Annotated in this window: 15 protein-coding genes; 4 read left to right on the forward strand and 11 right to left on the reverse strand. The window is 66.9% G+C overall.

Annotated elements, in window-relative coordinates; genetic code table 11:
• The 3 genes from CF68_RS36480 to dapA form a co-directional block, all read left to right on the forward strand.
• Positions 1 to 140, forward strand: a 140-nt coding sequence (locus CF68_RS36480; RefSeq protein WP_304413126.1) for a TorF family putative porin, incomplete at its 5' end; no start/stop codon positions are given.
• A 142-nt stretch (positions 141 to 282) separates the two neighbouring features.
• Positions 283 to 639 carry a hypothetical protein gene (locus CF68_RS24775; RefSeq protein WP_035823993.1) on the forward strand — a complete coding sequence of 119 codons (357 nt, stop codon included), beginning with the start codon at positions 283 to 285 and terminating at the stop codon, positions 637 to 639.
• Positions 626 to 1,594 carry a 4-hydroxy-tetrahydrodipicolinate synthase gene (dapA, locus tag CF68_RS24780; protein WP_051591671.1) on the forward strand — a complete coding sequence of 323 codons (969 nt, stop codon included), beginning with the start codon at positions 626 to 628 and terminating at the stop codon, positions 1,592 to 1,594. The genes CF68_RS24775 and dapA overlap by 14 nt, the downstream gene beginning before the upstream one ends.
• A 316-nt stretch (positions 1,595 to 1,910) precedes the next feature.
• On the opposite strand, the gene CF68_RS24790 is transcribed toward dapA, so the two are convergent.
• The 5 genes from CF68_RS24790 to CF68_RS24810 form a co-directional block, all read right to left on the reverse strand.
• The gene (locus CF68_RS24790; protein WP_013952524.1) at positions 1,911 to 2,786 is read right to left on the reverse strand and encodes an ABC transporter permease subunit; all 876 of its coding nucleotides are present in this window, start codon (positions 2,784 to 2,786) and stop codon (positions 1,911 to 1,913) included.
• A gap of 10 nt (positions 2,787 to 2,796) precedes the next feature.
• Complete coding sequence (locus CF68_RS24795) at positions 2,797 to 3,573, reverse strand: taurine ABC transporter ATP-binding protein (protein WP_035823999.1); 777 nt, start codon at positions 3,571 to 3,573, stop codon at positions 2,797 to 2,799.
• 86 nt (positions 3,574 to 3,659) lie between these two features.
• A complete protein-coding gene (gene tauA / locus CF68_RS24800) occupies positions 3,660 to 4,658 on the reverse strand; it encodes a taurine ABC transporter substrate-binding protein (RefSeq protein WP_035824001.1) in 999 nt (332 codons plus the stop codon).
• Positions 4,659 to 4,927: 269 nt separating this feature from the next.
• Complete coding sequence (locus tag CF68_RS24805; RefSeq protein WP_035824002.1) at positions 4,928 to 5,908, reverse strand: ABC transporter substrate-binding protein; 981 nt, start codon at positions 5,906 to 5,908, stop codon at positions 4,928 to 4,930.
• Positions 5,909 to 6,064: 156 nt separating this feature from the next.
• Complete coding sequence (locus CF68_RS24810; RefSeq protein WP_035824004.1) at positions 6,065 to 6,484, reverse strand: DUF1801 domain-containing protein; 420 nt, start codon at positions 6,482 to 6,484, stop codon at positions 6,065 to 6,067.
• A 193-nt stretch (positions 6,485 to 6,677) separates the two neighbouring features.
• Here CF68_RS24810 and CF68_RS24815 point away from each other — a divergent pair, with 193 nt between their 5' ends.
• A complete protein-coding gene (locus tag CF68_RS24815) occupies positions 6,678 to 7,148 on the forward strand; it encodes a DUF1801 domain-containing protein (protein ID WP_035824006.1) in 471 nt (156 codons plus the stop codon).
• Positions 7,149 to 7,158: 10 nt separating this feature from the next.
• Here the strand turns inward: CF68_RS24815 and CF68_RS24820 are convergent, their stop codons facing one another.
• From CF68_RS24820 to CF68_RS24845, 6 genes are all read right to left on the reverse strand, one after another.
• Positions 7,159 to 7,923: a 2-keto-4-pentenoate hydratase gene (locus CF68_RS24820; RefSeq protein ID WP_035824008.1), complete on the reverse strand. Its 765-nt coding sequence runs from the start codon at positions 7,921 to 7,923 to the stop codon at positions 7,159 to 7,161.
• Entirely contained in the window at positions 7,923 to 9,350 is a 1,428-nt protein-coding gene (locus CF68_RS24825; RefSeq protein WP_035824010.1) for an amidase, read from the reverse strand. The genes CF68_RS24820 and CF68_RS24825 overlap by 1 nt, the downstream gene beginning before the upstream one ends.
• Positions 9,351 to 9,374: 24 nt before the next feature.
• Positions 9,375 to 10,469 (reverse strand): TRAP transporter substrate-binding protein, encoded by a 1,095-nt coding sequence (locus tag CF68_RS24830; RefSeq protein WP_035824012.1) that lies wholly within the window; start codon positions 10,467 to 10,469, stop codon positions 9,375 to 9,377.
• 17 nt (positions 10,470 to 10,486) lie between these two features.
• Positions 10,487 to 11,794: a TRAP transporter large permease gene (locus CF68_RS24835; protein ID WP_035824014.1), complete on the reverse strand. Its 1,308-nt coding sequence runs from the start codon at positions 11,792 to 11,794 to the stop codon at positions 10,487 to 10,489.
• On the reverse strand, positions 11,791 to 12,450 hold the full coding sequence (locus CF68_RS24840) for a TRAP transporter small permease subunit (protein ID WP_235205878.1): 660 nt from the start codon (positions 12,448 to 12,450) through the stop codon (positions 11,791 to 11,793). The genes CF68_RS24835 and CF68_RS24840 overlap by 4 nt, the downstream gene beginning before the upstream one ends.
• 102 nt (positions 12,451 to 12,552) lie before the next feature.
• On the reverse strand, positions 12,553 to 13,500 hold the full coding sequence (locus CF68_RS24845) for an IclR family transcriptional regulator (protein ID WP_084187418.1): 948 nt from the start codon (positions 13,498 to 13,500) through the stop codon (positions 12,553 to 12,555).
• Positions 13,501 to 13,735: the final 235 nt, after the last annotated feature.

Genomic DNA, 13,735 nt, shown 5'->3' on the forward strand with positions numbered 1-13,735 from the left:
CCAAGGACCTGGGCAAGGGCTTTGCGCTGGCGGTGGCCTACGTGGACACCAACGCCAAGGAATCGGTCTACACCAGTGCCAACCGGGGCCGCTACCTTGGCAAGGCCGCGGCCTGGGCTTCGCTGACGAAGACGTTCTGAGCGCGAGCGCTTTGCCAGCGTCGCCGATTTTGATGCGGATTTAACGCCAAAGCCCAATATCCTTGCATCAAATTTAGGCGGCGCTGGCTAGCATAAAGCCATGTCCAACACGCGACCCGCTACCGCGCGGGTCCATCCAATCATGCGACAGTCAAGCCTGGCCGTTGATACCGTTCCCCGACGTACCGCCCTGCGCAGCAGCAAGGCCACCATGCCCGCGCTGCGCGCGGTCTCCCAGCCGGCACCTGCCTGGATCCGCATGCGTCTTGCGGTTGCATCCACCGAGGTGTTCGGCCTGCGCCAGACCATGCATAGGGCGCTCGGTGAACTGGCCCGCGTCTATGTGGTGAACGTGGACTACCGGCACGGCGAAACCACGCTGCACGTGGAGATCGCACGCACGGACCGCGACGCGGCCATGCATGCCATCATGACGGCATTTCCGGCGGCGGAGTTCGGCGTCACGACAGCCCTGGGAGACAACTATGTGGCGCACTGAGGAAGAGAGCTTCTCCGGTGCCGCCGTGCACGCCTGCACCAGTATCACAGCGATTTCCCGCCAGTCGCCATGGGGCATCTGGGTGCCCATGGTCACGCCGATGCGTGCCGGCTCGCTGGACCTGTCTGGCGCCGCCAGTCTGGCTGAGAGTTACCTCGAGGCAGGCGTGAACGGCCTGATCATCTTGGGCACGACCGGCGAGGGAAGCCTGCTTTCCACGCACGAGCGGCAAGTCTTCACGGCGGCAGTGCTCGAGGCCGTCCATGGCGAGCTGCCGGTGATGGCTGGCGTCGGAGCGGTCGATACACGCGCGGTGTGCGCGCAAGTTGCCGAACTGGACGCCTTTGATCTTGCCGGCTACCTGGTGCCGCCGCCCTACTACCTGCGGCCGTCCGATGAGGGCATCGTGTGGCATTTCAATGAGGTGGCGCGCGCAACCGAACGCCCCCTGATGCTGTACAACGTGCCGAAGCGGACTGGCTGTGCGATGTCGCCGGCGCTGATCCGATCGCTGCTTGCGCACCCGCAGATCTCGGCGGTCAAGGAGTGTGACGCCGGCAATCTCCGGGCCCTTGTCAACGATCCGCACGTCACCGTGCTGTGCGGCGAAGATGCGGCCCTGCTGGATCACCTGCTTGCGGGTGGCGCCGGCGTGATCGCCGCGTCCTCGCATATTCGTCCGGACCTGTTCGTGCGCCTGCTGCATCTGGCGCAGACGAGCCGCTTGCGCGCGGCCCGCGCCTTGTTCGCGAAGCTCGCGCCGTTGATCTCGCTCATGTTCGCGGAGCCGAATCCGGCACCGGTAAAAGCTGCCCTGGCGCTATCCGGCGTGATCTCCCCGGAAACCCGCCTGCCGCTGCGGCCGGCAAGTCCCGCGTTGGTCCAGAGGCTGGAAGAGGCCATCGCCCTGCTTCCTCCGCATTCCGTGGCACGCGATGAGCATCTGGCGGCCTGAAGGCTGGCCATCCTTGCGAGGCAACGATGAAACCTCCTGTCCCACTCTTCTTCACCTGCACGGCGTGCGGGCACATCCACTCCGAAACCCTGCAGGATATGGTCTCGGGAAAGCTGCCTGAGCCGCTGGCTTGTCCCGCTTGCCACCGTGAGCTGAGCATCGACTGGGACTGGATCACTGACCAGGCCGAGCAGCTGGGGCTCATCTTCACGGAGCGAAAAGGCGCCCGACGGGCGTAACGCCTGAAAACGGCAAGGACTGGCCATCAGCCAGTCCTTGCCCGACACGCAGGTCGCGGGTTGACTACGCCCTCACCTCACATCCTTCCCTTCCAGGGCACCAGGACCTTCGCCAGCTTGCGCATCAGCAGGTCGAACACGTAGGCGATCAGCCCGATCAGCACGATGCCCATGATCACCACGTCGGTGCGCAGGAAGTTGGAGGCATTGAGCACCATCTGGCCAAGGCCGGCGGTCGCGGCCACCATTTCAGCGGCGACCAGGGTGGTCCACCCGAAGCCGATGGCAATGCGCATCCCGGTCAGGATATCGGGCAATGCGGCGGGGATCACCACATGGCGGACCACCTGCCACGGCGTGGCACCCATCGAGTAGGCCGCGTTGATCTGCTCGATGGTGACCGAGCGCACGCCGGCCTGGGCCGACATGGCCAGCGGCGCGAAGCAGGCCAGGAAGATCAGCAGCACCTTCGAGGTCTCGTCGATGCCGAACCAGATCACGATCAGCGGCAGGTATGCCAGCGGCGGCAGGGGGCGGTAGAACTCGATCGGCGGATCGAAGACGCCGCGTGCGATGCGCGACACCCCCATCATCACGCCGATCGGCACCGCGGTGACCACCGCCAGCCCGAAGGCGCCGAACACGCGCAGCATGCTGGCCGCGAAATGCTCGGTCAGCGGCTGGCCGCCTTGCAGGTTGCCCTGCCAGGCATCGATAAAGGCGGTGACGATGGACTCAGGCGTGGGCAAGAACAGCGGCGGCAGCCAGCGCAGGTGGCTGGCAAGCCACCACAGCGCGAGCAGCAGCACTACGGTGATGGTGGAGATGCGTGAACTCGACCCCTCGCCGGGCAGGCGGTAGCCCGAGACGGTCTTCATTTGCTGGCTGGCCCCCGCCGCGGCGGCTTTGGTGACGCGCGGCGTGGGTTCGATGCGTTGGACGGAAGCGGGCATCTCGTGTTCCTCAGGCGGTGGCATGGATCAGGTCAATGATCTCTTCGCGATAGCGGATGAACTCCGGGTCGGCCTTGACTGCACGGGCGTCCCCGCATTCGATGAAGCGCCGCGCGAACGGCAGTTCATAGGTGTGCGCGATGCGGCCAGGCGACGGCGTCATGACAATCAGCCGTGTGGCCAGGAACAGCGCCTCTTCCACGCTGTGCGTGATAAAGAAGACAATCTTCTGTTCCTTGGCCCAGAGCTTGAGAATCAGCGCCTGGATCGATTCGCGCGTGAGCGCGTCGAGCGCGCCCAGCGGCTCGTCCATCAGCATCACCGCCGGATCACAGGCGAGCGCGCGGGCAATCCCGACACGCTGCTGCATGCCGCCCGAGAGCTGATAGACCGGCTTGCCGGCGACGTCTTCCAGCCCGACCGCGGCCAGCTTTTCATGCGCGACCCGCAACCGCTCGGCACGCGACACCCCACGCAGGCGCAATCCCAGCGCGACGTTGTCCGCCACGCTGAGCCACGGCATCAGGGCGTGCTTCTGGAACACCACGCCGCGTTCGGCACCCGGTCCGCGCACCACCTTGCCGGACAGCCGGATCTCGCCTTCCGAGGGTTCCATGAAGCCTGCGATGCACGACAGCAAGGTGGTCTTGCCGCAGCCCGAGGCACCGAGCGCCACGACGAAATCGCCGCGCTCCATGGTGAGGTTGACTTGCGACAGGGCCAGCGTTTTGGCGCCGCCTGCGACGCCATAGTTGACACTGAGATTATCGATTTCAAGCTTGTACATGATGGGCTTCCGCAACAGGACCTTCGGGGCAGCCGCGCCGGACTGGCTTGCGCGCGGCGGCCATCTTCAGCGCGATGGGCACGGCGTCAGCGCAACGCCCGCTTTGCCCATTCCGCGTTGACGCCCGGGCCATAGTCCGGCAGGACGGTCTGGATGGTGCCCTGCTCCTTGAGGAACTGCGCCGCGGACTGCAGCGCGCGCGCCGCGCCGCCGCCCAGCCAGCGCTCCGACACCTGCTCCTGCAGCGTAGGGAAGGCGTACAGCGCCATGCTCGCGGGTACCGTCTCGGGCTTGGCGCCAGAGACCTTGGCCACCGCCTTCACCATGGGCGAATCGGGGGTCCAGGACGCCTTGTTCTTGCGGTAATTTTCATCGGCGGCGGCCAGCACGCGCACCAGCTTGACCATGAACTCCGGATTCTCGCGGGCAAACTTCTTGTTGGCGATCATGCCGTCGAAGGTGGCCTTGCCGGTGTCGGCGGCGATCTGGCCGGAGGTCATCAGCACGGTGCCGGACTGCTTGAGCTTGGCCAGCACCGGGTCCCAGATGAAGGTGGCGTCGATGTCGCCACGCTCCCAGGCGGCGGCTACCTCGGGCGGGCGCATGTTGACGATGCGGACGTCCTTCGGATTGATCTTGGCGCGCTCCAGCGCGACCAGCGTGTGGTAGTGCGTGGTCGACACGAAGGGCACGCCGACGCGCTTGCCTTTCAGGTCGGCGACGCTGGCGATCTTGCTGCCATTGCGCGCCACCATCGCCTCGGCTGCGTTGATGTCGTCCAGGATCCAGAACAGTTCGACATCCAGCCCTTGCGACAGCGCCGACGCAATCGGCGAAGTGCCGGCCTCGCCAATGGCGATCTGGCCCGAAGCCATGGCGCGGATCACGTCCCCGCCGCCGCCGAACTGCCGGAACGAGACCGTGTAGCCGGTCTGCTTTTCCAGCTCCTTCATATCCTGTGCGTAGCGCCAGGGCACCACCATGTCCTGGTAAGCAATTACTACATTCTTGCTCTGGGCGTGTGCGGCTGGCGCCAGCGCGGCCACCAGGGCGAAATACGTCGCTATCTGCTTGATCCACCGCATGGTCTTGCTCCTCGGAAGGAAAATATGTTTGGGGGTCACGGCTTTATAGGTGAGGGCCATTCCGGGCCTATAGGACCAGTTGCCCGGATTCGCTGGGACCAGAACGGTCCGCGCCAGCGCAGGCCGCGCCAGGCCGTGAAATGGGCTGGCGCGGGGCGGCGTCAATCATGGAAATCCTTAGCGGCCTCCGGCGAGGCCATGGTCATGCCGGAGGCGCTTCCCGAGGCCGTCGAAGGTCTCAGTGCACGGCCTGACGCCGCCCGCGGCAATCAGGCAGTAAGGGAGAACCCGGAGTCGAAGGTCTGCCGCACGTCGAGCCGTTGCTTGAGCAATCCCGCTTTCTGGTAGAAATCCGCCGTGCGCTGCTGCTCGGCGATCAGTTCGGCATCGATGCTCCGCCATTGCGTGTGCCGCCGCTCGAATTGCAGCCGTGCCGCCTGCTGCGGGATCCCGATGATGCGGGCAAGGGCCGCCGAGAACTCCGGCACGTGCTGGTAGGACCATTGCTGCGCACGCACCACCCGGCGCAGGAAGTCTTGCAGCACGGCGCGCTTGGCCGCCAGCGCGGCATCGGTGGCCGCCAGGTAGCTGAGGCCGGACCACAGCCCGCGACCGCTGACCAGCACGCGCGCGTGGCCGCTGGTTTCCGCCATCGCGGTATAGGGTTCCCACGTCGCCCACGCATCCACCGAGCCGCTGCTCAATGCAAGCTTGGCATCCGCCGGCGGCAGGAAGCGGAGGTTGGCGTCCTCCGGCCTCAGCCCCGCGGATTCCAGCGCCTTGAGCGTCACCAGGTGGCCGATCGAGCCACGGTTCGTGCCGATGCTCTTGCCTTTCAGGTCGGCCGCCTGCCGCAGCGGCGAGTCGGGCCGCACCAGGATTGCCGTGCCGTAGGGGTCAGAGCGGTTGGCGCCGATCAGCTTGATCCGCGTGCCGGCCGCCAGCGCGAAGATCGCCGGGGCATCGCCGATCGGGCCGCTGTCGACCGCGCCCGCGTTCAGCGCCTCGGCAAGCGGTGCTGCGGCAGGGAACTCGGTCCATTGAATGTCGTAGCCCAGGCCTTCGAGCGCGTTGGCGGACTCGAGCAGCGCGCGCAGGCCGCCCTTCTGGTCGCCGGCTTTCAGGAGCGGGCGCCCCTGCGCTTGCGCATTGCCGGTGGCGAACGTGGTGAAGGAAAGGATGGGACCGGAGGCGAGCGCGGCCGTGGCGGCGGCGCCCTGGCGCAGGAACTGTCGTCGGGAAGCGGTCATGGCATTCGCGGGGAGATGGAAACCCACGAACGTACGCGCGCAGCACGCGAAAACCAACGAAGAAAACCGGCATTCCATATGCGTGGAGCATGCCGGCCGGGACGTTCTTTGCGATGCTCAGGCGCGCACCCGCACGCCAGGACGCTTCGTGTCCCTTTACTCTTTGCTCTCTTGTGCTTTCGCCCGGGTAGCCGCGGACGGTGCCTTCTTCTTCGACTTGCCCTGATTGAACGCAATCGCGGCACGGATGAGATTCTTCATGGCACGCGCATCAATCTTGTCGCCCTCGAAGAGATCGATCGCACGCCACTTGTTGCCGCCGAGGCCGGCGTTGAAGAGCTTGTCAGGATCCGGCAGGCTCGCCCCGTTGGTGAAGGTGATCTTCACCTTCTCCTTGTGCGCGTTGGCGACCGCGATCATGCCGTCGCGTGACCACACCGGGCTCCCCATCCACTTCCATTCCTCGATGATCTCGCCGTCGGCCTCGAGGATGGTCTTGCGGAGGCTGGCCAGCGTCTTGCCACGCCAGTCAGTAAGTCCTGCGATCAGCTCGTCGATACGTTCCGATGGATTCATGGATGCTTGTTCCTCGAATTGGCCCCGCGGATGAGGCGTTCCGGTCGATTCCTCGTTCGTTGCTCGATCCGTTTCAGCAGGTTAGCATAGCCCGTTTGTTGTGCTTCATGCACTGTCGTTGGCGGCCATGTCTGCTCGGGTCGGCTTGGCCATTCTGTCAGGTGGTCAGCGTGTATTCGATGGAGTGAAGACAATGGCGAACCAACCATCCAGGAAGCCGGCGCACGCCGCAACGAAGACCCCGGCCAGGCGGGCCGCTGCCAGCCCGCCCCTGCTCGCCGGCGGCAACCCCCAGATCGCGAAGGCCGACGGAGATGCCCCCGTGCAGGCCTATATCGCCGCCATGCCGGGCTGGAAACACGACGCCGGGCGCCGCCTCGACGCGCTCATCGAGCGCAACGTTCCCAACGTCCGCAAGGCAGTGAGGTGGAACTCGCCGTTCTATGGCATCGAGGGCCAGGGCTGGTTCCTCAGCTTCCATTGCATGACGAAGTACATCAAGGTGGCCTTCTTCCGTGGCATGTCGCTGAGTCCTGTTCCTCCCGTCGAATCCAAGGACAAGAACACGCGCTACTTCCACATCCACGAAGACGACGAGCTTGACGAGGCGCTGGTGGCAAGCTGGATCCGGCAGGCATCGGAGCTGCCTGGCTGGGTTCCGTAAGCCCCCGCCCTCAGAACCACGCCGCAAGCGTCCCCAGCCCTTCGATCCCGGCGCTGACGCGGGTTCCGGCAGAGGCAAAGAGCAGCCCGGTGCAGGTGCCGGTGGTCACCACTTGCCCGGCTTTCAGCCCCGCCCCGCGCGCGGCGCAGTGGTTGGCCAGCCAGACCAGCAGCGCGCCGACATCAGGGCTCTGGTGCCCGCCGACGGTATGCGCCACGGTGCGCCGGCCGAAGCGCAGCGTGGCCTCCAGCGCGCCCAGGTGCAGCCACTCGCGCGCGAACGGCGTGGGGCGCCCCGTCACCAGTGCGCCATGGCTGAGCAGGTCGGCCAGCTGCGCATCGCTGCCGGCCCCGAGCCAGTCCTCCAGGCGGCTTTCCACGACTTCAATGGCAGGCACCACCAGCGCAAGCGCGGCCTCGATATCCCGGCGCTCATAAGGCCGGCCGCGCGGCGGCAGGCTGGCGCCGAGTACAAAGGCAACCTCTACCTCGATGCCGCGCAGGCGCCAGGCCGGCCCCCGCAGGGCCACGCCATCCGGCAGCAGGCCGGCCGCCGGCAGCGGCGCACAGGCGGGTTCCTGGCCCGGCCCCCTAGCACCAACCTTCCAGCCGCCAATGGGGCCGATCATGGCAAGCGTGGCGTCCTGCACGGCGTAGCTGCCGCCATGCGCAAGCGGGTGCAACAGTGCCGGATCGACGCGCTCGCCACGCGCGCGCGCGACGCAGAGCATCTGCGCGAGCGCCGCCGGCGTACCTGGCGCAAGCAGGGTCTTCATCAGCCCAGCCCGTCGAGCGGGAATCCAGGCGGCCTCGGGAAGGCCTGCTCGAACTGGCGCGCGATTGCCAGCAGCAGCGCATCCTCGGCCGGTGGCGCCACCAGCTGGATGCCAACCGGCAAGCCCTCTGCCTCGCCGCATGGCAACGAGATCGCGGGCAGCCCGGCAGCATTGGCGAATGCGGTGAATACCGCATGGCCACGCGGCCCGGCCTCGCGGCCTTCAATCACCGGCGGGTGCGACTGTGCGGCCGGCCATGGCAATGCCGCTGCGGCGGGCGTCAGCAGCAGGTCATAGCGTGCGAACAGCAAGGAAAGCTCGCTGCGCAGACGCTCCACGGCCATCAGCAGATCAAACAGCTGCACGGCACGCAGGCCCGCGCCAGCCGATGCATTGGCCTGCGTGGCCGCACCGAACGTGCCCGCATCGAGCGGCGGGCAGAACGGCAGTTGCGCACCGCCCTGCTCCACCAGCCAGGCCAGGCCGGCCTGCGACAACAGCGACCATTTGGCATTGGTCGCTTCAGCCAGATCGAACGCCTGCGTGGTATCCACCGTGTGGCCAAGTTCACGCAGCCCTTGCGCTGCCTGTTCGGTCAAGGCTGCGATGCGCGCATCCACCGGATGATCGCCGAAGCGGGGCACGTGCAAGACCCGGCATGGCCGCGGCGGCATCTGCAGCGGCACGCCGGCAAAGCGCCGGGAATCGGGATCGCGCGGGTCGGGCTGGCCCAGCGCCTCGGCCATGGCCATCGCATCGGCCATGCAGCGGGCCAGCGGTCCGACCACTTCATAGCGCATGAAGATCTCGGGCAGCCCGCCGCCGCGCGGCAGCCGGCCGGGCGACGGCTTGAAACCCACCAGCCCGGTATGCGAGGCCGGGCGCCGGATCGAACCGCCGCCGTCGGTGCCCAGCGCCAGCGGGCAGCAGCCCGATGCCACCGCCGCCACCGCGCCGCCGGAAGACCCGCCCGGCGTCAGGGCCGGCTGCCAGGGATTGCCGGTCGTGCCGAAGACGAGGTTGTCGGTATAACCCTGCATGGCGAACTCCGGCACATTGGTCTTGCCGAAGATCAGCGCCCCGGCCGCGCGCAGGCGCGCCACCGGCAGTTCGTCGCTATCCGGGACAAAGCCCGCCAGCGCGCGGCTGCCCCAATGCGTGGGCAGGCCGCGCACATGCAGGTTGTCCTTGATGGTGACCGGCACGCCGTCGAGCGCGCCAAGCGGCGCGCCGCGGCGCCAGCGCGCGGTGCTCTCCTGCGCCGCCGCCATGGCGCCTTCAGTATCGAATGCGATCACGGCGTTCAGCGCCGGATTGCAGTGCGCCGTGCGCGCCAGGCAGGACGCCAGCGCCTGTTGCGGCGTGAAGCGGCCGGTGGCGTAGCCGTCGGTGAGCGCATGTGCCGGCAGTTTCCAAAGATTATCCATCGTCGTCTCCGCCGTCCTCAGTGTTCACTTGAGCCCGACCAGCGGCCCGATGGTCTGCTTCCAGATGGCCGAGCATTGCGGGTAAGACTTGTCGCAGACCTCGGTCCAGGTCGGCAGCGAGACCGTGGTCAGCGCGTCGCGCACCAGCTGCAGGTCGGCCGGACGCACGGGCACCTCCTTCATGGCGAACTTCTTGCCGGTCTTGCACGGCTCTTTGCCGACGTTGCAGCGCGAGGCATCCTCGAACAACTCGCGCGAGTAGGACCAGGTATCGCGCTCGAAACGCTGGAAGGCCTCGGCCAGGCGCGTTTGCTGGTCGGGCGGCAGCGCGTTCCAGCGGCTGAGCTTGATGGCGTAGGCATTGAGCGCGATCTGGAAGCCGACTGGCATGAAGTATGAGGTGACCTCGGGCCATCCTGCCGTGTTCGCCGAGCTCGGGCCGGTGATCGCGCAATCGGTGACGCCGCGCTCGAGCGCCTGCTGGGTCTCGCCGAAGGGGATCGTCACCGGAATGCCGCCGAGCTTCTCGATGAACTTGGCCAGGGACTGGTCGTAGACGCGCACCTTCTTGCCCTTCAGGTCGGCCAGTCCGCCAATCGGCGTCTTGCAGAACACCACCTGCGGACCGAACGGCCAGATCCCGAGCAGCTTGGCGCCGTAGCGTTCCTGCAGGCGCTTGTCAAAGGCATTGCGGTAGGCATCCACGGCCTTGCTGGCCGAGCCGTAGTCAGTGCTCAGGCCAACGATGTCCGGGCCGAGGAAGAACGGCTCATCGCGCGAGACCTGGGCCAGGCGCAGGCTGACGATGTCGAACAGCCCGGAGCGGAGCACGCGCAAGCCGTCTGAATCCTTGATGCCGAGCACATCCATCGGCTTGTAGTCGGCATCGATCGGCAGGCCGGTGTTCCTGGCGAAGTTCTCGAAAAAGGGCTGCTCCTTGTTCTGCTGGATCAGGCCGGTCGCTACGAGGTTGCCGGCTACCCGCAGCTTGGTTTGCTGGGCCGGCTGTTGTGCTGGTTGGGCCGGCTGTGCCTGGGCAGTGCCCGGCAGCAGCGTGGCGGCAACGCAGGCGACATGGGCGGCCGCGATCAGCGCGCCGGCGATTCGTTTGGCGTTCATGGGAGCTTCCTTGGAGGTCAATGCCCGAACATCAGGTTGGGCAGATAGGTGGCAATCGCCGGGAAATGGATCAGCACGGCGGTCATCACCACCATGGCGGCAAAGAACGGCAGCGTGCCCTGGAAGACTTCATTGATCGATCCTTCGCCGCGCACGCCCTGGATCACGTAGAGCGTCATGCCGATCGGCGGGCTGATCAGCGAGATCTCGCACATCAGCACCATGAACACCCCGAAGAACACGGGATCGATGCCGGCCGCCTGCACGATCGGGAACACCACCGGGACCGTGCCGACCAGCATCGGCATGGTCTCCAGCGCGATGCCCAGCACCAGGTACAGGGCTGCCAGCAGCCACAGCAACACCGCCGGCGACACGTCCACCTGCTTCATCAGGCCGGCCAGCGCCTGCGGCACCCCCAGCATGGAGAGCACGAAGTTCAGGTAGAGCGCGGCCACCAGGATCAGCGCGGTCATCGCGGTCAGGCGCAGCGTGGAGCGGAAGCAGTCGTGCAGCATGGCAACGCTGAGCTTGCCGTAGGCGGCCGCCACCGGCAGGCACACCAGCACGCCGAGCGCGGCGCTCTCGGTGACCGTGGCCCAGCCGGTGTAGATGCTGCCCATCACCACCGTGAACACCAGCAGCGGGCCCGCCAGGTGGCGCGAGTTGCTCAGCCTGGCGAGCAGCGGCACACGGGCCTCGCGCGGGCCGCCCACCGCGGGCTTCCACAGGCAGATCAGCAGGATCGTGGCCAGGAACAGCACGGTCATGATGGCCCCGGGCAGCACGCCTGCCACATACAGCCGCGCCGCCGAGGTATTGGTCATCGAGCCGTAGATGATGAAGGCCACGCCGGGCGGGATCAGGTTGCCCAGGCTGGCGCCGGCCGCGATCGAGCCCAGCACCATGCGCTGGTCGTAGCCGCGATTGCGGAAGGAAGGCAGCGCGACCGTGGAAATCGTCGCCGCGGTGGCCACCGATGATCCGGAAACCGCCGAGAACAAGGCCGAGGCACCGATATTGGTATGCAGCAGGCCGCCCGGCAGGCGGTTCAGCCAGTCGCCGAGCGACTGGTACATCTTGTCCGTCGCGCCGCCGCACATCAGGATCTCGCCCAGCAGGATATAGAGCGGGATCGACAGCAGCAGGTAGTCCTCGCCGGCGGCCCACAACTGTTCGCCCAATGCGTCGATCGCGGGCATGCCGAAATAGACCAGCGCCCCGGCCACGCCCACCACCAGCATGCTGGTGGCCACATGGAAGCCAAGGAACATCAGCCCCAGCATCAGGCACAGCCCGAGCAGGATTTCAATGGGACCGATCATGCTGCCGCTCCTTCGCTCTTGCCTTCAGCGCTGCCCTGGCCTGCGCCGTTGCCCTCAGCGGGCGCGGCGGCGACGCGGATGTCCGCCTCCGCCTCGATCTCCTCGGCCAGGGTCTGCGGCCCGAACTGGCTGTTCAGGCGGGCCCAGTCGCGCCGCACCAGCAGCTGCAGGGCGTGCCAGGCAGCGCAGGCCGCCACCAGTGCAAACAGGGCATAGCCTGCCAGCCACAAGGCCTGGGGCATCCACAGGGGCGTGGCAAGCGGCGTGGAGGCGGTGCTGTGCAGGTCGATGGTGTCCACCAGCACATGGCCGGCGCGCCAGAGGCAGAGTCCAGCCACGGCAGCCAGGCTCAGCATCGCCAGCAGGTTGAGCACAGCCCGCACCTTGACGGGAAAGCGCGTCAGCAGGAAGTCCACCCGGGTATGGCCGCGCCCGACCAGGGTGTAGGCAAAGCCGCACGCGCCAAGGATGGCGTAGGTATAGCCGCCGATTTCATCGATGCCCTGCAAGCTGAAGCCGCCCAGCTTGCGCCCCAGCATTTCGACGCAGGTCGCCACCGAAAGCACGATCAGCCACCATCCGCACAGGATGGCTATACGGTCAATGCCGGCGGCAAGCCGTCGGCTCCAGGGGGTATCGGCAAGCAGGGTCTTCATGGTGCGGGGGCCGGTCGTGATGTTGCTTCCATTGAAGCGCATGGCCAGACCCGCGCGGCGGCTTTCCCGCACGCCGGAACGTCTTGAATAAACCCTTAGGAATCAACAGCTTTCCGGCGCGCCCGCGTGGAAAGGCAAGGACGCTGCGGGCACTGGCATCGGGCAGGGCACCCGGGTGCAGCGCCCGCCGTAGGCAGCGCTGATCTCTGTGGCAGCCCAACGCACCCAGGCGCCAAGCTCATCGAAGCGGGCGCGCACGATGCGCTGGCTGGAACCGGCCAGCGAGACCGCGGCGAAGGGCCGGCCGTGCTCGTCACAAATTGCGGCAGCGATGCAGCACAGGCCGACCGCATTCTGCTCGTCGTCCACCGCATAGCCGCGCCGGCGCACTTCGGCCAGGGTCTCATGCAGGCGCGAGGGGCGCGCAATGGTGTTGTTGGTCAGGCGCGGCAGGCCAAAGGTGCGCAGGTATTGCAGCACGTCGGCCTCGCTCTTGGCGGCCAGCACCGCCTGGCCCATGGCCGTGCCATGCAGCGGCGCGCGCTGGCCCGGCCTGGCCAGCGCGCGGCTGCCGTGAGGGCCCTCTGCCTGGCAGGCGAAAACAATCTGCCCGTCGCTGGCCACGCCCAGGTTGACGGTCTCCCCGGACAGCGCGCTCAACCGTTGCATCACCGGCAGGGCGAGTTCGCTGATGCAGCGCCGGCGGGCGAAAGCGGCACCCACCGAGAAGCAACGCACGCCCACGTACCACAGGCTGCGCTCGCGATCGAACTGGACAAACTGTCGTTGCTCGAGCGTGGTCAGCAGGCGATGGACGGTCGATGTAGACAGGCCGCTGCGTGCCGCCAGATCCACCAGCCGGTAACCCTCGTCGTCATCGGACAACAGCTCGATCAACTGGAGCGCGCGCGTCAGCGACTGCACGGTGCTGTCGCCGTCCCGGCACTCCCGCCCTTCCCGTGACGGCGGGTCGGCGCTGGTGGCAGGCGCCACCGCCCGTGTTGCGGCTTCCTTCCTGGCCTCCCTTGTCCTGGTCGTGGTGCCTGCCATGTGAATCCCCTTGCTTGCGTTGCCGCACGCGGACGCAAGTTCCGGGCCACTGCCCGGTCACGGGCCTGGCCCACTCTGGACATGGGGCATGCGGTCAGCCCGCACCGCCGCCGTGCCACATGCACTCGCTCCGCACCGCCCCCCGCCCGACTTTAATGCACAAGATTGTCTACAACCATGATGGAAGCCATTAAGAATATCTCGCCCGATGGCCGAAACACGAAGAGGGAAATCC

Origin of the sequence: Cupriavidus sp. SK-4 (assembly GCF_000611125.1) — a bacterium.
In the GTDB taxonomy this organism is placed as follows: Bacteria; Pseudomonadota; Gammaproteobacteria; order Burkholderiales; family Burkholderiaceae; genus Cupriavidus; species Cupriavidus necator.

Bases quoted from the DNA above. Each gene is read 5' to 3' on its own strand.
- CF68_RS24775 (WP_035823993.1), top strand. From the start codon at position 283: ATGCGACAGTCAAGCCTGGCCGTTGATACCGTTCCCCGACGTACCGCC.
- dapA (WP_051591671.1), top strand. From the start codon at position 626: ATGTGGCGCACTGAGGAAGAGAGCTTCTCCGGTGCCGCCGTGCACGCC.
- CF68_RS24790 (WP_013952524.1), bottom strand. From the start codon at position 2,786: ATGCCCGCTTCCGTCCAACGCATCGAACCCACGCCGCGCGTCACCAAA.
- CF68_RS24795 (WP_035823999.1), bottom strand. From the start codon at position 3,573: ATGTACAAGCTTGAAATCGATAATCTCAGTGTCAACTATGGCGTCGCA.
- tauA (WP_035824001.1), bottom strand. From the start codon at position 4,658: ATGCGGTGGATCAAGCAGATAGCGACGTATTTCGCCCTGGTGGCCGCG.
- CF68_RS24805 (WP_035824002.1), bottom strand. From the start codon at position 5,908: ATGACCGCTTCCCGACGACAGTTCCTGCGCCAGGGCGCCGCCGCCACG.
- CF68_RS24810 (WP_035824004.1), bottom strand. From the start codon at position 6,484: ATGAATCCATCGGAACGTATCGACGAGCTGATCGCAGGACTTACTGAC.
- CF68_RS24815 (WP_035824006.1), top strand. From the start codon at position 6,678: ATGGCGAACCAACCATCCAGGAAGCCGGCGCACGCCGCAACGAAGACC.
- CF68_RS24820 (WP_035824008.1), bottom strand. From the start codon at position 7,923: ATGAAGACCCTGCTTGCGCCAGGTACGCCGGCGGCGCTCGCGCAGATG.
- CF68_RS24825 (WP_035824010.1), bottom strand. From the start codon at position 9,350: ATGGATAATCTTTGGAAACTGCCGGCACATGCGCTCACCGACGGCTAC.
- CF68_RS24830 (WP_035824012.1), bottom strand. From the start codon at position 10,469: ATGAACGCCAAACGAATCGCCGGCGCGCTGATCGCGGCCGCCCATGTC.
- CF68_RS24835 (WP_035824014.1), bottom strand. From the start codon at position 11,794: ATGATCGGTCCCATTGAAATCCTGCTCGGGCTGTGCCTGATGCTGGGG.
- CF68_RS24840 (WP_235205878.1), bottom strand. From the start codon at position 12,450: ATGAAGACCCTGCTTGCCGATACCCCCTGGAGCCGACGGCTTGCCGCC.
- CF68_RS24845 (WP_084187418.1), bottom strand. From the start codon at position 13,500: ATGGCAGGCACCACGACCAGGACAAGGGAGGCCAGGAAGGAAGCCGCA.